The sequence below is a fragment of the Pseudolactococcus plantarum genome (assembly GCF_002441715.1).
GTDB lineage: Bacteria > Bacillota > Bacilli > Lactobacillales > Streptococcaceae > Pseudolactococcus > Pseudolactococcus plantarum.
Genome location: NZ_JXJX01000005.1, coordinates 20,465 through 44,990, shown reverse-complemented (window position 1 = coordinate 44,990; position 24,526 = coordinate 20,465). Strand labels below are relative to the sequence as shown.

General features: G+C 37.9%; 25 protein-coding genes and 1 riboswitch. Of the genes, 21 read left to right on the top strand and 4 right to left on the bottom strand.

Translation table 11 applies throughout. The features are described from left to right. Positions 1 to 34: 34 nt before the first annotated feature. The 3 genes from sdaAB to RU87_RS03855 form a co-directional block, all read right to left on the bottom strand. On the bottom strand, positions 35 to 706 hold the full coding sequence (gene sdaAB / locus RU87_RS03865; protein WP_068161481.1) for an L-serine ammonia-lyase, iron-sulfur-dependent subunit beta: 672 nt from the start codon (positions 704 to 706) through the stop codon (positions 35 to 37). Further along, the gene (locus RU87_RS03860; RefSeq protein WP_068161482.1) at positions 703 to 1,344 is read right to left on the bottom strand and encodes an HAD hydrolase-like protein; all 642 of its coding nucleotides are present in this window, start codon (positions 1,342 to 1,344) and stop codon (positions 703 to 705) included. The genes sdaAB and RU87_RS03860 overlap by 4 nt, the downstream gene beginning before the upstream one ends. A 76-nt stretch (positions 1,345 to 1,420) precedes the next feature. Further along, positions 1,421 to 2,362 (bottom strand): biotin--[acetyl-CoA-carboxylase] ligase, encoded by a 942-nt coding sequence (locus tag RU87_RS03855; RefSeq protein ID WP_082782147.1) that lies wholly within the window; start codon positions 2,360 to 2,362, stop codon positions 1,421 to 1,423. Between the two features lie 200 nt (positions 2,363 to 2,562). Then, positions 2,563 to 2,676: riboswitch (FMN riboswitch) on the top strand. A 151-nt stretch (positions 2,677 to 2,827) separates the two neighbouring features. On the opposite strand from RU87_RS03855, the gene ribD reads away from it, so the two are divergent. From ribD to mnmG, 7 genes are all read left to right on the top strand, one after another. Continuing rightward, the gene (gene ribD / locus RU87_RS03850) at positions 2,828 to 3,931 is read left to right on the top strand and encodes a bifunctional diaminohydroxyphosphoribosylaminopyrimidine deaminase/5-amino-6-(5-phosphoribosylamino)uracil reductase RibD (protein ID WP_068161485.1); all 1,104 of its coding nucleotides are present in this window, start codon (positions 2,828 to 2,830) and stop codon (positions 3,929 to 3,931) included. After that, positions 3,912 to 4,517: a riboflavin synthase gene (locus RU87_RS03845; protein WP_068161487.1), complete on the top strand. Its 606-nt coding sequence runs from the start codon at positions 3,912 to 3,914 to the stop codon at positions 4,515 to 4,517. Before ribD ends, RU87_RS03845 begins: the two co-directional genes overlap by 20 nt. Further along, positions 4,510 to 5,703, top strand: a complete 1,194-nt coding sequence (locus RU87_RS03840; RefSeq protein WP_068161490.1) for a bifunctional 3,4-dihydroxy-2-butanone-4-phosphate synthase/GTP cyclohydrolase II — start codon at positions 4,510 to 4,512, stop codon at positions 5,701 to 5,703. The genes RU87_RS03845 and RU87_RS03840 overlap by 8 nt, the downstream gene beginning before the upstream one ends. A gap of 56 nt (positions 5,704 to 5,759) precedes the next feature. Further along, on the top strand, positions 5,760 to 6,227 hold the full coding sequence (gene ribH, locus RU87_RS03835) for a 6,7-dimethyl-8-ribityllumazine synthase (RefSeq protein ID WP_068161495.1): 468 nt from the start codon (positions 5,760 to 5,762) through the stop codon (positions 6,225 to 6,227). Positions 6,228 to 6,378: 151 nt separating this feature from the next. After that, on the top strand, positions 6,379 to 7,503 hold the full coding sequence (gene mnmA, locus RU87_RS03830) for a tRNA 2-thiouridine(34) synthase MnmA (RefSeq protein ID WP_341864811.1): 1,125 nt from the start codon (positions 6,379 to 6,381) through the stop codon (positions 7,501 to 7,503). A gap of 105 nt (positions 7,504 to 7,608) precedes the next feature. Next, positions 7,609 to 8,115, top strand: coding sequence for a YehS family protein (locus RU87_RS03825; RefSeq protein WP_068161594.1), 507 nt, complete (start codon positions 7,609 to 7,611; stop codon positions 8,113 to 8,115). Positions 8,116 to 8,246: 131 nt separating this feature from the next. Then, a complete protein-coding gene (gene mnmG, locus RU87_RS03820) occupies positions 8,247 to 10,118 on the top strand; it encodes a tRNA uridine-5-carboxymethylaminomethyl(34) synthesis enzyme MnmG (protein WP_068161501.1) in 1,872 nt (623 codons plus the stop codon). A 96-nt stretch (positions 10,119 to 10,214) separates the two neighbouring features. Here mnmG and RU87_RS03815 read toward each other — a convergent pair whose 3' ends face one another. Further along, complete coding sequence (locus RU87_RS03815) at positions 10,215 to 11,267, bottom strand: AI-2E family transporter (RefSeq protein WP_068161504.1); 1,053 nt, start codon at positions 11,265 to 11,267, stop codon at positions 10,215 to 10,217. A gap of 269 nt (positions 11,268 to 11,536) precedes the next feature. Between RU87_RS03815 and RU87_RS03810 the strand changes: the two genes are divergently transcribed. The 14 genes from RU87_RS03810 (at position 11,537) to RU87_RS03740 (ending at position 24,521) form a co-directional block, all read left to right on the top strand. Beyond that, the gene (locus RU87_RS03810) at positions 11,537 to 12,049 is read left to right on the top strand and encodes a dihydrofolate reductase family protein (RefSeq protein ID WP_068161507.1); all 513 of its coding nucleotides are present in this window, start codon (positions 11,537 to 11,539) and stop codon (positions 12,047 to 12,049) included. A 166-nt stretch (positions 12,050 to 12,215) separates the two neighbouring features. Further along, the gene (locus tag RU87_RS03805; protein WP_068161508.1) at positions 12,216 to 12,596 is read left to right on the top strand and encodes an OsmC family protein; all 381 of its coding nucleotides are present in this window, start codon (positions 12,216 to 12,218) and stop codon (positions 12,594 to 12,596) included. 322 nt (positions 12,597 to 12,918) lie between these two features. Continuing rightward, on the top strand, positions 12,919 to 13,419 hold the full coding sequence (gene infC, locus RU87_RS03800) for a translation initiation factor IF-3 (RefSeq protein WP_068161510.1): 501 nt from the start codon (positions 12,919 to 12,921) through the stop codon (positions 13,417 to 13,419). A 34-nt stretch (positions 13,420 to 13,453) separates the two neighbouring features. Continuing rightward, a complete protein-coding gene (rpmI, locus tag RU87_RS03795) occupies positions 13,454 to 13,654 on the top strand; it encodes a 50S ribosomal protein L35 (protein ID WP_003140675.1) in 201 nt (66 codons plus the stop codon). Between the two features lie 60 nt (positions 13,655 to 13,714). Next, positions 13,715 to 14,074 carry a 50S ribosomal protein L20 gene (rplT, locus tag RU87_RS03790; RefSeq protein ID WP_068161512.1) on the top strand — a complete coding sequence of 120 codons (360 nt, stop codon included), beginning with the start codon at positions 13,715 to 13,717 and terminating at the stop codon, positions 14,072 to 14,074. Positions 14,075 to 14,376: 302 nt separating this feature from the next. Beyond that, a complete protein-coding gene (locus RU87_RS03785) occupies positions 14,377 to 14,871 on the top strand; it encodes a ferrous iron transport protein A (RefSeq protein ID WP_068161516.1) in 495 nt (164 codons plus the stop codon). Beyond that, positions 14,864 to 16,966 carry a ferrous iron transport protein B gene (gene feoB, locus RU87_RS03780; RefSeq protein WP_068161519.1) on the top strand — a complete coding sequence of 701 codons (2,103 nt, stop codon included), beginning with the start codon at positions 14,864 to 14,866 and terminating at the stop codon, positions 16,964 to 16,966. Before RU87_RS03785 ends, feoB begins: the two co-directional genes overlap by 8 nt. Positions 16,967 to 17,287: 321 nt before the next feature. After that, a complete protein-coding gene (locus RU87_RS03770) occupies positions 17,288 to 18,148 on the top strand; it encodes a helix-turn-helix domain-containing protein (RefSeq protein ID WP_082782149.1) in 861 nt (286 codons plus the stop codon). 173 nt (positions 18,149 to 18,321) lie between these two features. Beyond that, positions 18,322 to 18,645 (top strand): hypothetical protein, encoded by a 324-nt coding sequence (locus RU87_RS03765; RefSeq protein WP_068161523.1) that lies wholly within the window; start codon positions 18,322 to 18,324, stop codon positions 18,643 to 18,645. A 196-nt stretch (positions 18,646 to 18,841) separates the two neighbouring features. After that, positions 18,842 to 20,812: a hypothetical protein gene (locus tag RU87_RS03760; RefSeq protein ID WP_068161526.1), complete on the top strand. Its 1,971-nt coding sequence runs from the start codon at positions 18,842 to 18,844 to the stop codon at positions 20,810 to 20,812. Between the two features lie 47 nt (positions 20,813 to 20,859). Next, entirely contained in the window at positions 20,860 to 21,468 is a 609-nt protein-coding gene (locus RU87_RS03755; protein ID WP_068161529.1) for an ATP-binding cassette domain-containing protein, read from the top strand. 3 nt (positions 21,469 to 21,471) lie between these two features. Then, positions 21,472 to 22,125, top strand: a complete 654-nt coding sequence (locus RU87_RS03750) for a hypothetical protein (protein WP_068161532.1) — start codon at positions 21,472 to 21,474, stop codon at positions 22,123 to 22,125. Positions 22,126 to 22,606: 481 nt separating this feature from the next. After that, a complete protein-coding gene (trpE, locus tag RU87_RS03745) occupies positions 22,607 to 23,980 on the top strand; it encodes an anthranilate synthase component I (protein ID WP_068161597.1) in 1,374 nt (457 codons plus the stop codon). Then, positions 23,964 to 24,521: an aminodeoxychorismate/anthranilate synthase component II gene (locus RU87_RS03740; RefSeq protein WP_068161535.1), complete on the top strand. Its 558-nt coding sequence runs from the start codon at positions 23,964 to 23,966 to the stop codon at positions 24,519 to 24,521. Before trpE ends, RU87_RS03740 begins: the two co-directional genes overlap by 17 nt. Positions 24,522 to 24,526 lie beyond the last annotated feature (5 nt).

Here is a 24,526-nt window from a genome sequence, read left to right as displayed (position 1 = left end):
CAGATGCTGCAGTGTGGTGAAAACATAGATTGATTTAGTCAAAAAAGTTGACGTTGTGCAGATGCTCAATTGCTCTAATTTCAGCTAAAGCATCACTCACTTCTCGTGAATCAACCTCAATAATCATAATGGCTTGGTCGCCAGCATTTTCTCGAGTGACATTCATTTGTGCAATGTTAATCTGATGAGAGGAGAGACATTCGGTTACATTTGCAATCATACCAGGGACATCTTGGTGCACAATGATAAAAGTTGGTGTATTCATATTCAGTGCAATATCAAAGCCATTTAACTCAGTCACTTTGATAGACCCACCACCGATTGAAATGCCTTTGATGGACATTTTTTTAGTCTCGGATTGGATGCTAATCATGGCCGTATTAGGGTGATCAGCTTTTTCATTTTTGTGAATGTGCCAAAAGATCTTAATCCCAGCTTCATCAGCAAGTTCTAGCGATTGAGGGATCCTAGCATCATCTGTTTCCATCCCTAAAATCCCAGCTACTAATGCTAGATCAGTCCCATGTCCTCGATAGGTTTTAGCAAAAGATTGGTAGAGATGAAAATTCACTTCAGTAGGTTTCTCACCAAATATCGAGTGTACAATTTTGCCGATCCTCACAGCCCCAGCAGTATGAGAACTTGATGGTCCAATCATAACTGGCCCCATGATATCAAAAACCGATTTAAATTTTAAATTGTTCACTTCACACTCTCCAACAATTGTTTAGGGTGATCAATGATTAAGTCAGTGCCAGCTTTTTCTAACTCATTAATCCCTCCAAACCCCCATAACACACCGATAGTTTTTGCGACATGATTATTTTGACCGCCGATAATATCATAGTCTCGATCACCGATCATCACTGAATGTTCAGCAGCTGAATGGGTTGTCTGCAAGGCATGTTTTAAGACCAGTGTTTTGGTGGGTGTTTGTGGTGTACTCCCAAAAATCCCCTTAAAATGATGATCAAGACCTAGTGAGTTAAGCATTTTAATCGCGACATCTTCTTTTTTGGATGTGGCGATATAAAGCTGATAATCAAGAGCTTTTAATTGTGTTAACGTTTCTACCATACCAGCATAAGGTTCAGCTTCTAACATCCCTTTATGAGCATAGTACTCTCGATAGATGCGGGTTGCTTTTTCAGCCCAGGCTAAATTTCCTTCTGATAGAGATTGAAAAGTGGCTTCAAGTGGTGGGCCGATAAATGTATTGAGTGTCTCATCTGGTAGTTGCGGGAAATTCAGCTTGTCAAATGCATAGCGAAAGCCGTTAATAATCCCTGTGGAACTTTCAACAACAGTACCATCTAGATCAAAGAATAAATTTTTTAATGTCATAAGTCTATTTTATCACGATATGTGATGATTTGATATGAAAAAAATAAGTAACGTAAAGCACAACCAGATGCTTATGTTACTTACTTTCTCCTGCGTCTAATGTGATGATGTCATCTGATGTTTCAAGCAACATCATGCCTTCATCGTTGATGCTGAGTGCTTTTCCTGTTAATGTTTGTTGTGCATGTTGGACGTCGATATATTGCCCTAAATCTAATAACCGGCTGCGGTATTCTGATAAAAAAGTTTTCTCTGTTTGATAACTTCCATAAATATCTAAGAAATGATTAATTAAACTGGCAGCAATCTGGTTACGAGAGATATCTAGTTGATCAGTGATAAAGCCTAGTTCAGTTTGTGTATTGGTTAGATTAAGACCAATGCCAACCACTAAATCAGAGTAGACTTGACTTTCAAAATTGACGTTGGCTTCCGTTAAAATCCCCCCAACTTTCCGATTTTGGTAATAAAGGTTATTACACCATTTAAAATCAAGTTTGATATCAAATAATGCCTCAAGTGCGCGTGCGACAGACACCGCAATAGCTGCCGTCAATAAACTTGGTTTGAGTACGGTTTCTCGATTGAGTGGTAAGGCGATACTCATATAAAGACCAGTTTGTGCAGGGGAATCAAATGATCTACCGAAATGTCCTGTGCCTTTAGTTTGGACATTTGCGATGATGACTGTGGGTTGTGTGATCTGCTCATTAATGAGTTCTTGTTTGGCGAAGGTGTTGGTCGAAGTCAAGCAGTCAAATACCTTGACTGGTATCTGATGTTTGAGGTGATGTATAATCCCTGCTTCGCTCATTTTTTCAGTGGGGACATAGCGATAGCCTTTTCCAGGGCCACGTTGACTTTCAATGATGAATCCGTCGTTAATTAATTTTGTGATAGCTTTCCAGATAGCTGCACGTGAGATGTTCAGCTGTGCAGCAAGTTCTTGCCCTGAGATCCATTCGTTTTCTCTTTCGACAAGTAGCGTTAAGATCGTTTCTGCTGTTGAAATTGTCATACTTTATTTTAACATATTAAAGACTAGTAGGTCTTTTGTGTTCATATAATTTCAAATAAAAGATAGGCTGAGTTTCTGTTTCAAATGCAATCTCTATATTGTTTTAATAGTGTGCTTAATCACCCTACATTTTCTCATTTTATTTTTGGTTGACAAGTATTCAGCGTTGTTATATACTTGTCACGTAACAACTAATTAAATAATATCTTCAGGGCAGGGCGAAATTCCCTACCGGTGGTACAGCCCACGAACCGCAAGGTTGATTCGGTGAAACTCCGAAGCCGACAGTATAGTCTGGATGAAAGAAGATGATAACATAAGTGATGTGTTTTCGTGCTACAGTGCTCTGGAATGATTTTTTGTCATTTCAGTTTTTTTGTTGCCGAAGATAGTACTCTTTTTGTGTCTTAAAAAAGCCCTGATGATTAGCATTTGGGCTTTTTATATGTCCCAAAAGGAGGGGATTTGAAAGAAGAGAAGTATATGTCGTTAGCGTTACAGCTAGCTAAACAAGGTAGTGGGTGGGTAAATCCCAACCCCTTGGTTGGTGCAGTTATTGTGAAAAATGGTCGTGTGATAGGTAAGGGATACCATAGGCGTTATGGCGATCCTCATGCAGAACGAGAAGCCTTAGCAAATTGTTTGTCATCCCCTGTTGGTGCAACATTATATGTTACGCTAACGCCTTGCTGCCACCAAGGAAAAACACCTCCTTGTACTGAGGCAATCATACAATCAGGGATTTCACGTGTCGTGATTGGGTCAGCTGATCCCAATCCGCTAGTAGGAGAGAAAAGTTTAGGGCTCTTAGCTAACCATGGTATTGAAGTGGTGACTGGTGTACTGAAATCAGCTTGTGATGCCATTAATCAGGGATTTTTTCACTATATTCAATCCCTAACCCCCTATGTTGTTATGAAATATGCGATGACCATGGATGGTAAGATTGCGACAGTTACTGGTGCATCCAAGTGGATTACAGGTGAGGTAGCTAGGACTAAGGTACATGAAGATAGACAGTTATATGCTGCGATTATGGTTGGCATTGGGACGATTCTCGCAGATGATCCATCCCTAACCTGCAGACTAGCAGATGCACATCAACCAGTTCGCATTATTTGTGATAGCACACTAAAGACACCACGCAAAGCAAGAGTTGTACAGACGGCAAAAGAAGTGCCAACTATTATTGCAACGTGTGTCACTGACCGGTTGCGGATCGCGCCTTATCTTAAATCGGGGTGTCAAGTCGTCACACTACCTAAAACTGAGCAGGGTGTTGACTTAAACGCCTTGATGACTTACTTAGGTGAGCGGCAGATTGACAGTGTTTTACTAGAAGGTGGCCAAGCACTAAATGGTGCTGCACTTGAAGCGCAAATTGTCCACCGTGTGCAAACATATATTGCACCGATCATTTTTGGTGGTGTTACCGCCAAAAGTCCTATTGGTGGGCGAGGGGTCATGCTACCGTCAGAGGCGTATCACCTATCAAAGCCTACAGTGACAAGATTAGGTGGCGATATCCTACTAGAGAGTGAGGTGCAATATGTTCACGGGACTCATTGAGGAAGTTGGAAAAATACGCCAAGTCAAAAAAGGTGCGAATTCAGCTATTATTACGATAACGGCACAAAAAGTACTGAGTGATTTGCAGGTCGGAGATAGTTTAGCTGTTAACGGGATATGTTTGACAGTAACGCATCTTACGGCTACAGATGCAACAGCTGATATGATGCATGAAACATTGCGCAGATCGTCGCTGATGGCACGTCCGATAGGAAGCTTAGTGAATTTAGAACGTGCTATGCCAGCAAATGGTAGATTTGGCGGACATATCGTTAGTGGACATATTGATGGTACTGGTGTGATTATGTCAATTAGGCCAGACGATAATGCTGTTTGGTTTAGAATTCGACCTAAACCTGAGTTACTACGCTATGTTGTCACAAAAGGGTCTATCACGATCGATGGGATAAGTTTGACAGTCGCAAGTGTTACCAATGACTATTTTGACGTTTCTATTATCCCACATACCATGGCACAAACGAATTTAGTGGCAAAAAGAATCGGTGATCTTGTGAATTTAGAAACTGATTGTATCGGTAAGTACATCGAAAAAATGTTAGAAAAAAGAGGTAGTGACTATGTTTGATACAGTTGCAGCAGCATTGGCAGATTTACGACAAGGTAAGCTAATTATTGTAACAGATGATGAGGATCGTGAAAATGAAGGAGATCTCATCTGTGCAGGAGAATTTGCAACGCCTGACTTAGTGAATTTCATGGCAACTTATGGGAAAGGGTTGATTTGTATGCCTATTTCAGAGACGATTGCTAAAAAATTAAGCTTACCACAAATGGTAGCTAAAAATACTGATAATCATGAGACAGCTTTTACAGTCGCCATTGATCACATCGATACCACAACAGGTATTTCAGCATTTGATCGTAGTTTAACGGCTAGAGCGTGTGCTGATCCTAATGCTAAAGCGAGTGATTTTAGAAGACCTGGTCATCTCTTTCCGTTAACAGCGAAAGCAGGAGGGGTTTTGGTAAGAAATGGACATACAGAAGCTACTGTAGATTTGATGAAACTAGCTGGTTTGTCTGAGGTCGGTTTATGTTGCGAGGTGATGGCTGATGATGGGACAATGATGCGCTTGGAAGCACTTCAAAAACTTGCGCAAACACACCAACTGACCATGATTTCGATACAGCAGTTGCAGGCCTACAAAAAGCAAAATGCGCCCATATTAACCAGAGTGACAACGACTAAAATGCCTACTAAATATGGAGAGTTTGTAGCGTACGGCTATGTGAATCAGCTAACAGGTGCGCACCATATCGCTTTAGTAAAAGGTGATCTAAGTAATGGGCAAGATATCATCTGTCGCGTTCATTCGGAATGTCTGACAGGCGATGTGTTTGGGTCTCTAAGGTGTGATTGTGGCCAACAATTTGCTGCTGCTATGACAAAAATAGAGCAGGCAGGTCGTGGTGTGTTACTCTATCTTAGGCAAGAAGGGCGCGGGATTGGTTTGATTAATAAATTGCGTGCTTACGAATTACAAGAACAGGGGTTGGATACTTTAGAGGCTAATCTCGCACTCGGATTTGCAGGCGATGCGCGTGATTATTATGAAGGTGCACAAATACTAAAAGATTTAGATGTTGAGACGATTAGGTTATTAACCAATAATCCAGATAAGGTACACCAGTTAGAGAAAAATGGTGTTGTGGTCAAGGAAAGAGTACCACTACAAATGCCTGAAACAGCCTATGATTTAGGCTATTTACAAACAAAACAAGTAAAAATGGGGCATCTACTCGATTACTAAACGTGATTTTGTAAAAATCAGTTTTAAAACATGGAAAATAGAAAGTGATATAAGACATGACAACATTTGAAGGAAATTTCACAGCAAAAGAAGTAAAGGTAGCCATCGTTATCGCCCGCTTTAATGACTTTATCACAAGTCAATTACTAGGTGGCGCTATGGATGCCTTAAAGCGACATGAGATAGGTGAAGATCAGATCGATATCGCCTGGGTACCCGGTGCATTTGAAATCCCACTTATTGCAGCTAAATTAGCTAAGACCGGACAGTATGATGCCATTATTTGTTTGGGTGCTGTCATACGCGGTGGGACAACGCACTACGACTATGTGTGTAGTGAGGTCTCAAAAGGGATTGCACACGTCTCTCTAACACATGATCTTCCGGTGATGTTTGATGTTTTGACAACTGAAAATATCGAACAAGCCATAGAACGTGCGGGAACAAAGGCAGGTAATAAAGGATTTGATGCAGCTATCGGAGCGATAGAGATGATGAGTTTGTGTCAACGCCTAGAAGGCTGATATCAGCACAACACCCATCAGTCGCTTGCCTAGTAATCGCTTGTTAAACATGCTATAATAAAAAAGTTAATAACGCCCTTCAAAGCGATTCATTAACACAAGGTGAGGCATGAGCCACGCCTTAATACTATTTGATGGGAGGATTATTATTTTGACAAATGATAATTCAAAAACACGTGTCGTGGTCGGCATGAGTGGTGGTGTAGATTCTAGTGTAACGGCACTTTTGTTAAAAGAGCAAGGGTATGACGTTATCGGTATCTTCATGAAAAACTGGGATGATACAGATGAGCTAGGTGTTTGTACAGCAACAGAAGATTACAAAGATGTCGCTAAGGTGGCTGATCAGGTTGGGATTCCTTATTATACAGTGAACTTTGAAAAGGAGTATTGGGATCGTGTATTTGAGTACTTTTTAGCAGAGTATCGTGCTGGTAGAACGCCTAATCCAGATGTGATGTGTAATAAGGAAATTAAGTTTAAAGCATTTCTTGACTACGCAACTGATCTTGGTGCGGATTACGTGGCAACAGGTCACTATGCCCAAGTTAGCCGTGATGATGACGGGACTGTTCATATGCTTCGGGGTGCGGATAATAATAAAGATCAGACTTATTTCCTTAGCCAACTGACTCAAGCACAATTACAAAAAGTGATGTTTCCGCTTGGTCATCTAGAAAAACCAGAAGTTAGAAAGTTAGCTGAACGTGCTGGCCTTGCGACAGCTAAGAAAAAAGATTCCACAGGTATCTGTTTTATCGGAGAAAAGAATTTCAAACAATTCCTTAGCCAATACTTACCTGCTCAAAAGGGTCGTATGATGACTTTTGAGGGTCGAGATATGGGTGAACATGCTGGGTTGATGTACTATACGATAGGTCAACGCGGTGGTCTTGGTATTGGTGGACAACATGGTGGTGATAATGAGCCTTGGTTTGTTGTCGGCAAAGACTTATCTAAAAATATCTTGTATGTTGGCCAAGGCTTTCATCACGAAGCGCTTTACTCAACTAGCCTAGATGCTAGTGAGGTTTCATTTACGCGTGACATGCCAGAAACGTTCGAGATGCATTGTACAGCTAAGTTTCGCTATCGTCAACCAGATACTGGTGTCACCATCAAAGTGAGCGGTGATAAAGTCGACGTTATCTTTGATGAGCCAGTTCGTGCCATCACGCCAGGTCAAGCCGTTGTCTTTTATGATGGTGAAGAATGTCTCGGTGGTGCAATGATCGATCATGCCTATAAAGATGGTCAAGTGATGCAATATCAATAAAAAGCTATATATAATAGTAGAAACGTCTTCGGACGTTTTTTTTATGTCCGTTATTCTCACGATGATGTCAAGCAATGCTGAGTGATTTTTGCTATAATTTACCCTATGAATAATAACGATATTTTAATACGCCTACGCTATACTTTTGATATTAAAGATACTGATATGCTACATATCTGTGAGTTGGGTGGCTTAACCCTTACACTCGATGAATTACGACAAATCATGACAAAACAAGCACCAGATACTGAGCGAGATCTTGCTTTATCACGCGAAAATTTGGAGCGCTTTTTAAATGGATTCATTATCAGCCAACGAGGTGTGAAAGTAGATAAGGATGGTCAAGCAGTACCTGCCACTTTTGATATGGCAACTGATGGGGTCATTAATAATGTCGTGATTAAAAAAATTAAGATTGCTATGACCTATACGACTGAGCATTTACAGGATTTTTTAAGACAGGCAGGTAAGTCTGTTTCTACAAATGAACTCTCTGCCATATTACGTAACAAAAATCACAGAAATTATAAACCAGCAGGTGATCAAATACTCAGAAACCTACTGAAAGGGATGTCTTTGGAGTATCGGTCTAAAACGCAAACTAACAAGTAGTTCGTGTTGACCCTTAGGCATATTTTTGCTAAACTAGAGGTATAATAATTCAAGGTAGTCAAGTACCGTGGAAAATAGATTGCTATTTTTCGTATGCTTGATTTTTTGTTTGGAATGAAATAGAGGAAATGATGCAAATTCAAGAAAATTATGATGTCATCGTGATTGGGGCTGGACATGCTGGATGTGAATCAGCTCTTGCAGCAGCACGTATGGGTAGTAAGACCTTACTTGTGACAATCAATTTAAATATGGTCGCTTTCATGCCTTGTAATCCATCAGTAGGTGGGTCTGCTAAAGGGATTGTTGTGCGAGAAATAGATGCACTTGGTGGCGAGATGGGCCGCAATATCGATAAGACTTATATCCAGATGAAGATGCTAAATACTGGTAAAGGTCCTGCGGTTCGCGCACTTCGTGCACAAGCAGATAAAGATTTATATGCTCGTGAGATGAAAAAAACGATCGAAGAAACTGAAAACTTGACCTTACGCCAAGCGATCGTCGATGAGATTTTAGTTGAAGACGGCAAAATTACTGGTGTGAAAACAGCAACAGGTACAGTTTATTCAGCTAAATCAATTGTTGTGACAACGGGTACTGCACTTCGTGGTGAGATTATTATTGGTGAATTAAAGTATTCATCAGGGCCTAATAATTCTCTAGCCTCTATCGGTCTAGCCGATAATCTGCGTGATTTAGGGTTTGAGATTGGTCGTTTTAAAACTGGTACGCCACCTCGCGTCAAATCAAGCACGATCGACTATAGCAAAACTGAAATTCAGCCAGGAGATGAAAAACCAAATCACTTTAGTTTCTTATCTAAAGATGAAGATTATTTGTTGGATCAAATCCCTTGTTGGTTGACGTATACAAAAAATGCGACACATGCGATTATTCATGATAATCTGCATCGTGCACCGATGTTTTCTGGTATGGTTAAGGGTGTTGGACCACGTTATTGTCCATCTATAGAGGATAAAATCGTTCGGTTTGCTGACAAACCCCGTCACCAATTATTCTTAGAACCAGAAGGTCGAGATACTGAGGAAGTTTATGTACAAGGCTTATCAACTTCTATGCCTGAAGATGTACAGTTTGAGATTTTACAATCTATTCCAGGGCTTGAAAAAGCAGAGATGATGCGTCCTGGTTATGCGATCGAGTATGATGTCGTTTTGCCACACCAATTACGTCCGACACTTGAAACAAAACTGATTTCAGGCTTGTTTACAGCAGGGCAAACCAATGGGACATCAGGTTATGAAGAAGCAGCAGGCCAAGGCTTAATCGCTGGGATGAATGCCGCGCTCAAAGCACAAGATAAGCCTGAGTTTATCCTTAAACGCTCAGATGCTTATATCGGTGTGATGATTGATGACTTAGTGACGAAAGGGACGATTGAACCATATCGTCTCTTAACTAGCCGAGCAGAATACCGTTTGATTTTGCGTCATGATAATGCTGATATGAGATTAACACCACTTGGTCGAGAAGTTGGCCTCGTTAATGATCATCGCTGGCAGGTATTTGAAATTAAAAAATACCAATATGAGAACGAAATGATTCGCCTCAAAAAACACAAACTAAAACCAATTGCAGCGACAAATGCTAAGATTGAAGCACTTGGGTTTAAGCCTTTGACTGACGCATTGACAGCTGCAGAATTTATGCGTCGTCAAGAGATTACCTATGCGATTGCTTGTGAATTCATTGGTGATGCACCAGAAACGTTAGACTCAAAAGTAATAGAGCTGATTGAAACTGAAATTAAATACGAAGGCTATATCCAAAAGGCGAAAGATCAAGTGGCAAAAATGCACCGCTTGGAAGCTAAAAAAATCCCTAAAAATATGGATTGGGATGTGTTAGATAGTATTGCAACAGAAGCACGACAAAAATTTAAGAAGATTAATCCCGAAACGATCGGCCAAGCTAGTCGTATCTCAGGCGTTAATCCAGCAGATATCTCTATTCTAATGGTTTATTTGGAAGGTAGATAAGTACAACATACCAATAAAAATCCCTTCTGAATCATTTCAGAAGGGATTTTTATTATCGCTGTATACATTAATGAGGTCACTATGGATATGGTTTACTTAGTCATCCACAGTTTTCTTTTCTTTTTTGCTGATAAGTTTTGGAAATGGGATTTCTTTAACACCTAATAAATCAAGCAAGAAGTTAAAGATTGGAATACCTACGATCAATCCCCAAATACCAAAGAAATGTTCTCCTAAAAAGAGAATGACAAAGGTATAGAACATCGGTATTTTTGTTTTATGTGCCATCAGATGTGGATTTAAGATATATGATTCAAGTACATGAATTAACGTGACAATAATCAAGACAAAAATGACATCTCGTAGACCGTTCATAGAGTAGCCGATAATAGCAAGTGGCACACAAGAAATGAGGACGCCAGCAACCGGAATTAAGCTGAGTAGAAAAATCATAACACCTAAACTAAGTAATTCAGGAAATCCTAAAAAGCCCAGCGCGATAATTGTCAACACGGTATTGATTAAGGCAATGGTAAATTGGGTTTCAAGAACAACCCCAAATCCTGTGAAAAATTTTCGAAGTAAGTAATACGTATCTTGAAAAAACCACGCCAGGTCTCCTTTTAAGAAGAGAGTTGAAAATTTGTTTGTTTCTTTACGATCGATGGTAAAAAAGAAACTCATCAAGAAAGATAACACAAGGACCAATACGCCACGACCAAATCCAGTCAAATAAATCACTAATGTGCCGACACTACTCTGGATTTTATCTGCTAAATTATATTGCTTAAATAAATCATAGATAGAAGCAAGTAAGGCATTTTCACCTGAGTAATTTTTTTGGTAGAAACGGCTAACAACGGTGACTAATTGTTTAATTTGGGAGAGTAACACAGGAACGTATTCAGTAATCCCTAAGTACACTAGAAAGATAATGATACCATAAAGCATAAATCCGGTTACTTTACCTGATAATTTTAAGTGCTTTTCTATAAAAGTGACAAAGCGATGTGCCAGATAACTAAAAACAAAAGTGAGTAAGATAAGTGGCAAGAGACTCTGTATACTGTAAAGTATCAGCACTATAATTGCTAACACAACCCATCGTCTTAATTTTTCATTTTTAATAAAATTTTGATATACTGTCATATCTCTCCAAACTAATATTTTTTAATGTTTTTCTCACCTATAAAAGTATATCATGATTTAGCCGTAAATAACTACTACTTAAGGCGTATTTGTCACTTACCTAAGGAGATTCGTTACGATATATTACCCTTTTTAAAAAATTATCTCTTCTATATATAAAGTGTCAGTGTAGTAGGTTACTTTGGGATGTCTACTTATATCATCTTGCTAAGATCACTATCATACAATGTTCGTGTTATAATGATATAAAATGCTAGGAAAGGATCTGTATGAATAAATTATTTATTGGTGAGAGTTTGGATGGTTACATTGCAACATTAGATGATTCCTTAACTTGGCTTGAATCGGTAACAGGTGATACTGGCTATGATGCCTTTCTTAACGAGATAGACATTATCGTGATGGGCAAAAGAACATTTGAGTGGTTAAGTGCGCTTGATAAGCCTACCTTAGCTGAGTGGCCGTATCAGGATAAACAGACCTTAGTATTGACACACAGCTCATCTCTACAGGGACGATTTGCACATGAAAACATCAAGGTGTTTGATGATATTAGTCTGTTGAAAAAACGAGACAGTCCGACTTGGCTTGTAGGCGGAGGAGAATTGATACGGGAGTGCCTAAAAGAAGGCGTGATCGATGAGTTATTCATCTCTATCGCACCTGTACTATTGGGTGATGGGATTCCACTTTTTCCTAAGGGAGAGTATCGACAGGACTTTATTTTAGAGAGCGTCAAACAGTCTGGTCAGTTTGTTCAGATGCATTATATCAAAAGTTAAGAGAGTAGGTGAGTCATAGCTTTTATTGTTTCACATCGCGCCTACCTATCGATAGGGGTAAGGCTTTATACTTGACAAGACCTATGTTGAGATGGTAAAAAGTTGCTAGAAGCAAAAAAATGCTTAGCGTTTGGATACATCATTTTAGTAGAATGGAGTTGGCACAATGGAATTAGTATTGAGAGAAAAAGGTGTTGAGTTAGTGCATCCAGCAGGTAATTGGGTGTTAAAGCAAGATATTGGTTATTCACCAGTCGAAGCTTTAGTTGCCTCAGTGGCAGGATGTAGTATCTATGTTTATAAAAGTATTTTAGAAAAGTCAGATATCGCATTTGAATTGGTAGATGCAATAGTGACATATACGCGTGATGATGCAAAAAAAGCAAGACCTGTAAACCAGATCAGTATTACGTTTAGAATGCGCGTAGCAGTATCTGATCAAGCAAAAGTAAGCCGTGCAGCACGTATGATTGCACCGAACTGTCCTGTCATACAAACATTAGATAAAGCTGTAGTCGTTGAAGAGCTAGTAAGCTTTGTGGATTAACTAAGGATTGAGTTAATCCTATCGCATACTTTATCTATTTATCGTGTTGTATATGCTTCAGAGAAATAATATCAATTTTTTGTTGACAATAACTTTAAAACCTGATATACTAGAGAAGTTGAAAAGCAGAAAGCCCCCGCTTTCTCGCCAATACTGCGTAAGCTACTTGGCATCAAAATGAAATTATTCTCTGGTTTCAGAGTTCATTTATAGCGGGCTTTCTACGGAAAGCTCGTTTTGTTTTTCAATGCAGAAGTTGGCTCAGTTAGTCAGCAGGACATTCACAGTAAGGAGAACAATCATAGCAAGAGAACGAGTTACAATGAATCAGGCGATTCGTGCAAACGAAGTCCGTCTTATCTCGGCAGATGGTGATCAATTAGGTATTACACCGACACGTGATGCACTTAATCAAGCCATGGATTTAGATATGGATTTGGTATTAATTTCAGCACAAGCGACACCGCCTGTTGCTAAGATTATGGATTTTACAAAATTCAAGTTTGAGCAAAAGAAAAAACTGAAAGAGCAAAAGAAAAATCAAGCTGTTGTGACAGTTAAAGAAGTTCGTTTGTCTCCAGTTATTGACCAAAATGACTTTGATACAAAATTACGTCAAGCAACTAAGTTTCTTGAAAAAGGTAACAAAGTTAAGGTATCTATCCGATTCAAAGGACGTATGATTACCCATAAAGAAGTTGGTCAAAAAGTCTTGGACGATTTCGTTATCGCAACCCAAGATATCGCCCACGTTGAACAACGTGCCAAAATGGATGGTCGTCAAATGTTTATGCAGTTGGCACCAGGTGAGAAAAAGAAATAAAGCACCATTACATTAATTTAGAGGAGATTTGAAAATGCCAAAACAAAAATCACACCGCGCTTCAGCGAAACGTTTTAAACGTACTGGTTCTGGAGGACTTAAACGTTTTAAAGCCTATACAAGCCACCGTTTCCACGGAAAAACTAAAAAACAACGTCGTCACCTTCGTAAAGCTGGTATGGTATCAACTGGTGATTACAAACGTATCCGTAAAATGGTTTATTCTCTTAAATAATAGGGAATTAACTCAAGTATAGACTACATTAAATTAAGATATAAATAAGGAGAACTATAAATGGCTCGTGTTAAAGGTGGCGTTGTAAGCCGCAAACGTCGTAAACGTGTACTGAAACTTGCGAAAGGTTATTATGGATCAAAACATACGTTGTTCCGTACTGCCAAAGAACAGGTAATGAATTCATATAACTATGCATTCCGTGACCGTCGTCAAAAGAAACGTGACTTCCGTAAATTATGGATCGCTCGTATCAATGCAGCTGCACGTATCAACGGATTATCATACTCTAAATTGATGCATGGTTTGAAAGTAGCTGAAATCGAAGTTAACCGTAAAATCTTAGCTGATCTTGCTGTTACTGATGCAGCAGCTTTCACAGCATTAGCTGATGCAGCTAAAAAAGCGTTAAACAAATAAGTATTTTGAAAAAAACTATCTCATCTGAGTAGTTTTTTTTTGCGTTTACATGGTTATATAACTAGTCAGTTAAAGTCTATAAAGCTGAGTGGCATCATGCTCATCAGACTGCAACATCATCAAAAAAGTATGACACCTTATGACTAAAATATTTTTCAATATATGTATAACACCTTTTACTATTTTATGCTATAATAATTTTATAAACAAGATAATTGAATTTTATACGACTATTTGATAGTTTTTGAAATCTGAAAGGGATTGAGTGTTAATGCTTTAGCTTTTAACCTCATAATATAAGCATGATCACATTAAATACCTGCCAATTAAAGCAGACCTACTTTGTAGCTCAGATACATGGTGATGTTGAAACAAAAAAACACCTACAAAATTTAGGGTTTGTTAAAAATGCTCGCGTGGCATTGATGAACCGTGACAATAGTAACGGTGTTATTTTAATTCATAATTCACGAATTGCCTTGGATAATACCATTTTAGCCAATATTGATCTATCACAGGAAATGATTGGTAATGAACACTTTACGACGCTTTCTACCGTTAAACCAGGCCAGACAGCACTTGTTTTAGGTATCGCAACAGGCAATACAGCTGATGATCTGAATCATGCTTTGAAGAGAAGATTACTCGATATGGGTGTAACACGTGGCACGCGCATCTATGTCAGAAAAGTAGCACCATTTGGCGATCCGATGGAGCTGCATGTCAGGGGTTATGAGCTGACGCTACGAAAAAATGAAGCAGAAAAAGTAGAAGTGAGCGTACTAGAAAATGACTGACAATAAACGATTTGCCTTGGTCGGCAACCCAAACTCTGGTAAGACGTCGACATTTAATATTTTAACTGGCTCTAACCAATATGTAGGTAATTGGCCGGGTGTAACGGTAGCACGTAAGTCTGGCAAGTATACAAAGGATAAAACAATTGCCATCCAAGATCTACCTGGTATCTATTCACTGTCTCCTTTCACACCAGAAGAAAAAGTGACGCGTGATTATCTTTTATCAGACGATTATGATGTTGTCATCAATATCGTCGATGCGACTAATATAGAGCGAAATCTCTATCTAACAACGCAACTGATCGAAATTGGTAAGCCTGTTGTGCTTGCGTTGAATATGACGGATTTACTAGAGAGAAATAATATCTCTATTGACATAGAAAAACTATCCTATGCACTAGGAATCCCTGTCATCAACATCTCAGCGCTCAAAAACAAAGGGTTTGATGCCTTAATTGCAGCGAGTAAAAAGGCTGTAAATCCTGAGGTTGTCCTAAGCTTTGATGAACGATTTGAAGCTAGTATAGCAGAGATATCAGCAGTGACAACCATAGAGAACCGCTTTAGTTTAATCAAGTTATTTGAAAAAGATGCTGAGATGACTCAGTTAGCTCACCTGTCTCCAGCACAAGAAAAAGAAGTAACTGAGATTGTCACAATCACTGAAAAAATATTTCTTGATGATCGTCAAAGTATCGTGGTGAATGAACGTTATCAATATTTAACGACAATGGTTGCCATGGTTGAGAGCAAATCACAAGGCATCAGACTTAATTTCTCAGATAAAATCGATAGCTTTGTGACATCACGTATATTTGGTCTACCGTTTTTCTTGTTTGTTATGTGGGCTGTTTATTACATAAGTATTCAGACGGTTGGTATCAGTGGTACAGACTGGGTAAACGATGTGCTCTTTGGTGAGTTAGTGCCAGGTATTGCACAAAAGATTCTTGATTTCTTGCATATCGCGCCGATCGCACAAAGTTTAGTATTAGATGGTATTATTTCAGGTGTGGGGGCAGTGCTTGGGTTTATTCCACAGATTTTTGTCCTCTTTATCTGCCTAGGCGTTCTAGAAGACTCAGGATATATGAGTCGTGTTGCCTTTGTCATGGACCGTATTTTTAGACGTTTTGGGCTATCTGGTAAATCATTTATCCCGATGCTAATCGCAACTGGATGTGGTATTCCTGGCGTTATGGCATCCCGGACGATTGAAAATGAGCGAGATCGTCGTATTACGATTATGGTAACAACGTTCATGCCCTGTTCAGCAAAATTACCAGTTATCGCTTTAGTTGCTGGTGCCTTATTCCCACACAATTCATTAATCGCACCAAGTGCTTACTTTGTAGGTATTTTGACAATTATTATCAGTGGGATTATGCTGAAAAAAACAAAGATGCTTGGTGGATCAGTGACACCATTTATCATGGAATTACCTAATTATCATTTACCAAAATGGTCTAATGTCCTGCGGTATGCTTTTGATAAAGGGATTAGTTTTATCAAACGTGCAGGGACGATTATCTTAGCAGCTACGATCTTGTTATGGTTCCTACAGACTTTTGATTTTCACTTGCATGTTGTGGAAACTGACAAATCTATCTTAGCAGATATTGGTAGAGTCATCATGCCAGTCTTCTTACCACTTGGGTGGACGTCTTGGCAAGCGACTGTTTCTACCTTCACAGGGTTACTTGCAAAAGAAACACTTGTATCAACGATGGGTGTTCTCTATCATGCTAAACCCGGTGTTGAATTAGAAACAGCTATGCAACATAATTTTACGCAACTATCTGCCTATACACTACTCTTATTTAATCTACTATGTGCCCCATGTTTTGCTGCGATTGGTGCCATCTATCGTGAGATGGGAACAGCAAAATGGACAGGTATAGCAGTTGGATTCCAGTGTGGTATCGCTTATGCGATTAGTTTTATCGTGTTTCAACTAGGATCTAGTATCGCGACAGGTAGAGTAGATATTGGCACTGTACTTGCTGTGGTGACACTTGCTATCGGGTGTTATTACCTATTTAAAAAACCAACTTATCTAACGCCATCTCTTAAAGAAAGTGTGAATGTATGAATATACAAACTTGGCTAATTTTTATCATTGCAATTGCGATTTCCGGTTTTGCATTCTATAAATATATCAAGTCTCGTGGTGCATGTGATGATTGTAATTGTTCGTGCCCAGTAAAAAAAGAAATGAAATAATTTGATTAAAACGTCATCAAGTTTTGGGTGGCGTTTTTTTTGTTGCCAAAACTACGGACAGTCTTTAAGATAAATTTTTCTGAATTTATAGTCATATACTTGACAATTAACTAATGTCGTCGTAAAATTTTAGTATAACAGTTTGGTTTTGTACAGCGTTTAGCATATCTGGCTATAGAAATAGGGAAAAATGATGAACAAACAAGATGTCTCACATGAATCACTAACATTAGGTAGGTATTATAAACAGATCCGAGAAAGACGTGGCTATACTTACGCTGATATCGCAAGTGATTACCTGCATACTTCCCAAATTTCTCGATTTGAAAAAGGAGTAAATATGTTTTCTGCCACGTGTTTATTATTAGCTATTCAAGGGCTAGACATGACACCAGCAGAGTTTTTTGCCTTGATGCCACAGGATCAATTCAGTCGTCACTATCGTATAATCAAAGAAATGAGTCATTATGCGATGGTCAGTAATCCTAGTGACATGGAATATTTAAAAATACAAGACCCTAAGAAGCAAATCGATAAAATTTATAATATCATCGTTAAGCTAGCAGGTGCTAAGGAGATAGGTAACAGTGCCATTACTAGTCAGGAACGACACTATATCTATCACTATCTATCAAGTATTCAACGATGGACAGTGTTGGATATACAGATTTTTTCGTCATGTTTAAGCGTACTTGAGTTAAAAGAGGCTTTCTTGTTTGGTTTAGACATTTTGAAGTGTGATGACTTATCTAATTTGTTAGGTTTACATGCCTCCGAAGTGAAGAAAGCTCTGATACATTTACATATGCATCTAGTTTATGGAGAATACTACAGTCGTGCTGATCATATAAAAGCTGAGTTAGATGCCTTGTTAGTCGCATCAGATATGGAAGAAAAAATAATGTTACATGTGTTTGATTGCTTAGCGCAGTATAAGCAAAACAAAGATCGAAACAATTTGGGAGAGCTGGAAAACTGTATGCAAGTTTTGCATGCATGTGACCTTTCAGGCATCGCTAAACGGATAAGTGATGTCATAATAAAGACATGAGACTTTGATAGCCTATCTAACTTCAATATGATAATAATCGCTAATCTGCAAGGATGATAAAAAATTCTTGCAGATTAGCGATTTTGGCGTTTTAGCGATTTTTTGGTGGTATAATGACGGATATAAGCTAAATCTGAATATCTTTTAAAGTTAACCCTAAAAAGGAAGGTAATATGAGTAAAATTAAAAAAATAATGATGTTATCACTTGTAATGTTGACACTTGGTACAGCATCAGCAGGCGTACTAACCGCACAAGCAGCTATAGCTAATCCCAGTAGCTGGTATTTAGATATTTGGCAGTATGGGACAATGGGTGGCAGAAATTTCTCACACTATAATGTAACGGATACCAGACGAATTGGTGCAACTGCATCCGTAACAAATGGCGCAGGAGGCATTCAGAGTGATGGTAAAAATTTCGGATGGGCCAGAGCAAGTGTAAATGATATTTGGTATGCAAGAAGTCAAGCATACTGGGGTTACTACTGGTTTTAAGTAAGCACATATCATTGACATTTATGAACAGTCTAGGGGTGAGTAAAAGATAACAGGTCTGATTAGCTTATCAAATTATGCAACAGATTATCAATGATGCAAACAACTATTGATAATCTGTTTTATTATCTAAAATGATAGTAAACAGTGAATGACCTGTTCGATTGTGTGAAAAATATAGGAGACAAAATAAGTTATGAAATTACGTATAGGGATCATCAGTTTATTTTCTATTTTTTTAAGTCTTATCCTATTGGGGAGTATTAAAGAAATTGGTCGAGATATCAAATATCCAGTGAATACCATCTTGGTGGTAACAAATTATAGTGGAAAAGATAAAAATAAAACACTTGCAACGATTGATAAAGCAGCCAAACAAGCAAACATCAGTATCTATAAACCTTTTATGTCAAAAAAGGGTGAGCTAAAAACAGCAAAACTTGGTATAAATGACGATCATCTAAACGAGCTAAAAATGCTTCCACTAACAGGTATTTACTATGTGAAACTTGGCACAGAAAATACCCAGTTTAAACAGTTACTTCAAGATGAAAAACTTAAGGTGCAAATTAACCCTTTACAGCTATCACTAGTACCAGTCATTACTTTTCTTAGTGGGGTGCGTGCCCCGAGTATTTGGACCTTGTTTTTTGTTTTTTTGATTACAATTTATGCACTCGAGATGTTACTAATTAAATCGGCCATGATTTATCGCCATGTCGGAAGGCTAAGTACTTATATAGTTGATAATTTAAAGATATACTTAAGCTCCCTTGTGGTTGTAAACAGTGCCTTTTATTTAGTATTTTGTTTAATCAATGGCGGCTTGTTTCACGTTTATAGTCAAATTTTAGGGTTGATGCTCTTAATTATGTCAGTCGTGATGGCATTGATGCTTTGTTTAGCTAATAGTTTAGTAGCATTACTCGTAAAACTGACGGATATAGCAAGTATTCTAAAAAATCGTTATATCAATCAATTTGGTGCTTTGATCTATTTGATTAGTATCCTAATCTCCATCATTATTTTTACACTTTCAGCTAAATCCATAGTCGGATCGGTTAATTCCTTAAAGCGTTATCACCAAGATTTGACACAATGGAAAGTCATTAAAAATTATGTTAAACCCAATTTTAATATGGATAATTCAGATTATATAGATGAAAATCATATGGTAGATCATGATTGGTTCCTATCACAGACGAAAGATTCGCTAAGGTATTTGCAAAGTTTCAACAATGATGAAACACTCGTCTATATGTCACCTTCTGATTTTGATGGCGCACAAGAAGCAGGGTATCAAAATAAAATTGAACACCCTCTTGTCACAGACAGTAAACTTGCTGCTAAGATGATATATGTTTCTTCAGGCTTTATTCAATTAAATCAAAAGCTTTACCCTCAAAATAACTATGGGAAAAAGCAAGATAATTTTTTAGTAACACTTTACATACCCAAAAAATTAGAGAAAGATGTAGCACTGATAAAAAATAATGTTTTAGCGGATAGTTTTGCTTATCAAAAGATTGCATCAGATCAGGTGCAGTATATCATAATACCTGATGGGCAAAAAACGTTTTTATTTGACCAGGAGGTTCCTTATGATAATCATTTTCCAAAACAAGTTGTAACTGACCGAATTCTCGTTGATATCAATCAGAACAAGGTACCTATTGACGATAATGTATTAGCTTTCGGATCAGAAGTGATTTGGAGACCTTTTCAAAATTCTCTTGTAAAAAATACAGTATTATTACCTCGTTTGAAACAACTAAAGCTAGAAAATCAATTATTGAGTATTGATCGGGTAAGTCAGAACGCAGAGATTAAAGCAAAAAATATGATGAGTCAGATTCAAGGCGGAATCTTAGTTTTGTTAGGTGTGCTTATTTCGTCACTCTTTGTCATATGGGAGTATCTCAAAAATCAGTATCAGCAACATGCTAAACAACTGGTGATTACATACCTTTTCACAGGTCATAAAAGTCGTGCAGAATTATTGATACTATCCCCTCTTTTATTAGGGATAGGTGGTGTATCTCTATATAGCAGTTTCTTGATTAAAGATAGACGACTAGCTCTCTTAGTTTGTACGATTTATATTGTAGAAGTGGTAGTGATCGCCATCATTCATCAGCTTGTTCTGAAAAAAAGAGAGTCAAGTTAATGAAAGATGCGTTGTTATGAATAAAAGTGTACTGGAGGAGATAGTAAATGATTGAATTAAAACATCTAAGTAAAAAGTTTGGGAAAAAAATGATCTATCAGGATGTTAATTTGAGATTTGAGGCAGGTAAAACGTATGCATTGGTAGGGACGTCAGGAAGTGGGAAAACAACCTTACTAAATGCGATTGGTCGTCTTGAAAAGCCGAGTAGTGGTCAAGTGTTAGTTGATGGTATGGATATCTGGAAGATAAATGAAAAGCGCTATTTTAAAAACTATTTAGGGTATATTTTCCAAAGTTATGCGTTGATTGATGATAAAACCGTGGCACAAAACTTTAAAATCATTGATAAAAATAAGCAAAATCAGCTCAAGGTCCTTGAAAAAGTTGGACTAGATGCGTCGTATTTATCTGCTAAAATCTATGAATTATCTGGAGGTCAAGCACAACGTATCGCGATTGCACGTATCTTACTTAAAAAATGTAAAGTTATTTTGGCGGATGAGCCAACTGGTGCTTTAGATGATCAGACTGGAGAACAAGTTGGTGACTTGTTGTTATCATTAGTGACGCAGAATACGACATTAGTTGTTGCGACGCATGATTTAGCACTTGCTAAGCAGATGGATGTCGTGATTTATTTAAAGGATTTATAAAAAATGAAAAAAAGAATGAAGTTGATGCTTTCGATTACTTTGATGACTTTGATTTTGTTACTTTGTCTCACTGCGATAATGTATAGAGGGAAATTAGGTGAAAAAGATAGTCCAATGCAGCACTTAGGCACTAAACAACTGTTGAAAAATGAAGGGTCTAGTCCTAAAAATAGTCAGATAAAAGTTGAAGGCTACTATGATATCACAACGACGAAATCAAAGAACACTGATAGCAGTCAATTACCAGAATTAAATAGTAGTCGACTTGGTCAATTTTTTAATCAAGATGAAGCAATTAGATTAGATAGTGGTCAAGAGGCTACTTTAACGCCTGCAAAATTTGAGAAGATACCCTTAAAAAATAAAATCTATAGCTTAACTGATACTGGAAACTATCTCATTGGCCAGCAGTTTCCTAGTGGAGAATATTGGATTTCATATACTGGTGATATACCCGAATGGAAAATTGAAAATGGTATGAGGAGTAAAGGTGCGATACAAGTAGTTGTTCATTCACCTAAAACAGTGACAGATTCAAAAAGTTATACCCTTACACCAAAGGATACAAAACAGAAAGTGACACTTACTGATAGCAAATTTTTAACAATAAAATCAACTGAAAAAAATATTGTCATCACCTTAACACCAGTAAAATGATATCTCTGAGATGATGATTAACTCAAACTTTAGTTTAGGAACAATCAAGGGGAGTTGACTTATTTCTTGTTAGATTGTAAAAATTTTATAATTCAAGAAATAAGTAAACTTTTAGACTCCTTTTAGCTTGACAAATCATCTGAATAGTCGTAAAATTTAAACATTAGCAGAAGAAGTAACTTGAGGATAAAAAATTTCAGGGACTTGTCGGTCATTGCGAGACAAGATTTTTTTCAAGTGAATGGGCTGCGAGTTCTAGAGTAGATGACTCTAATTGATTTGAAACGATAAAAATCACGGTAGTGCCCGATACCGCACATTCCCTTGTTTGAGGGAAATAAGAGATAGGAAAAGACTCTTTTAAAGCTTTTTTCCTATAATCGAGGTGGCACCGCGTGTTAGACGTCCTCGACGAAATGATTATCATTTCGTCGAGGACTTTTTTATAACGATTGATTGAAAAGAAAGAGTAAGTGATATGATGTTAAGAAAAACGATTAATGCTGATATTATTACGCCAATCTTGGCTTATTTGAGATTAGATTTGCGTCATAAGCTAATTTTAGAATCTATTCCCCGTGAAAAAGAAAATTCACGATACTCTATGATTGCTTACAATCCTGTTCATGAACTCAAATTTCAAGATGGTATCTTAACACATAATGGAGAGGTAAAATCTGGGGACCCACTTGATTATCTAGAGCAACTAACTGTAAAAGATAAATCTGTCTCAGATCTTCCTTTTACAGGAGGTGCGATCGGGTTTGTTAGCTATGATACGATTTCACTTTATGAGTCGCTAGGAGACATACCTGCAGATGTGATTGGCACACCAGATTTACACTTCTTTTTATACGATTCTTACATGATTTTTGATCATAAAAAAGAGCAGATTAACATTGTAGAGTCAGATATTTATAGCGGTCGTTCACAGGCAGATCTTGAGCTTGCTATGGCCTTAGTCTTATCTAACTTAACACGTCCTCATAAAGCCGAGTTTGACACAGTAAAATTAAACAAACTCTCATTTACATCTAATACTGAAAAGGCTGAGTTTATCGACATGGTTGAGAAAGCCAAGCAGTATATCAAACGTGGGGATATTTTCCAGGTTGTCTTGAGTCAACGGTTAACTAGTAAACTAACAGGAAACCCCTTTGACTATTATCGGAATTTGCGGTTAACAAATCCATCCAATTATTTATATTTTCTAGATTTTGGTGACTATCAGATTATTGGGGCAAGTCCTGAGAGTCTGGTATCAGTAAAAGATGGTATCGTGACAACTAATCCGATAGCTGGGACAAGACCACGTGGTGTAGATGAGCTTGAAGATGATGCATTAGCAGTAGATCTTCTTGCCGATAAAAAAGAAGTTGCAGAGCATAGGATGTTAGTCGACTTGGGTCGAAATGATATCGGTAAAATCAGTAAAACAGGAACAGTGACTGTCACAAAATATATGGAAGTCGAATATTTTAGATATGTCATGCACTTGACTAGTGTTGTCAAAGGTGAATTGTTAGAGACTGTTTCTAGTTTGGATGCTTTGAAGGCGACTTTACCAGCAGGTACAGTATCAGGTGCCCCAAAAATTCGTGCCATGCAACGCATTTATGAATTAGAAAAAACAAAACGTGGTATTTATGCTGGTGCTATCGGGTATTTGTCAAGTAATTCAGATATGGATTTTGCGATTGCGCTACGGACAATGGTCTTAAAAGACGGGTTAGCACATGCACAAGCTGGTGCAGGAATTGTTTATGACAGTGTCGCTGAAAATGAGTATCAAGAGACATTAAATAAAGCCAAAGCGATGACGAAGATTGGAGAAAGTCATGATTTTATTAGTTGATAATTACGATAGTTTTACTTATAATCTAGCCCAATATATTGGTGAGTTTGATACGGTTGAAGTCCTTAGAAACGATGATGATAAGTTGTTTGATGTCGCACAAAAAGCCGATAAAATTGTCTTATCACCCGGACCGGGTTGGCCAGTAGATGCCGGAAATATGGAACAGCTGATACGCGAATATGCAGAAAAAAAACCACTATTAGGGGTTTGTCTGGGACATCAAGCGATTGCTGAAGTATTTGGTGGGAAATTAGCGCTAGCTAAACAAGTCATGCATGGCAAAACCTCTATCGCGGATACATTAGTGACATCTGACTTATTAGCAGATGTGCCAACTGCTTATGAAATTATGAGATATCACTCGATTGTGATTTCAGATATGCCAGAAGGATTTGAAGTCGTTTCTAAAACAACTGATGATCAAGAAATCATGATGATTCAACATCAATCTTTACCTATTTATGGAATGCAATTCCATCCTGAGAGTATCGGTACACCAAATGGTTTGAAGATGATTGAAAATTTTGTAACCTTATAATATAG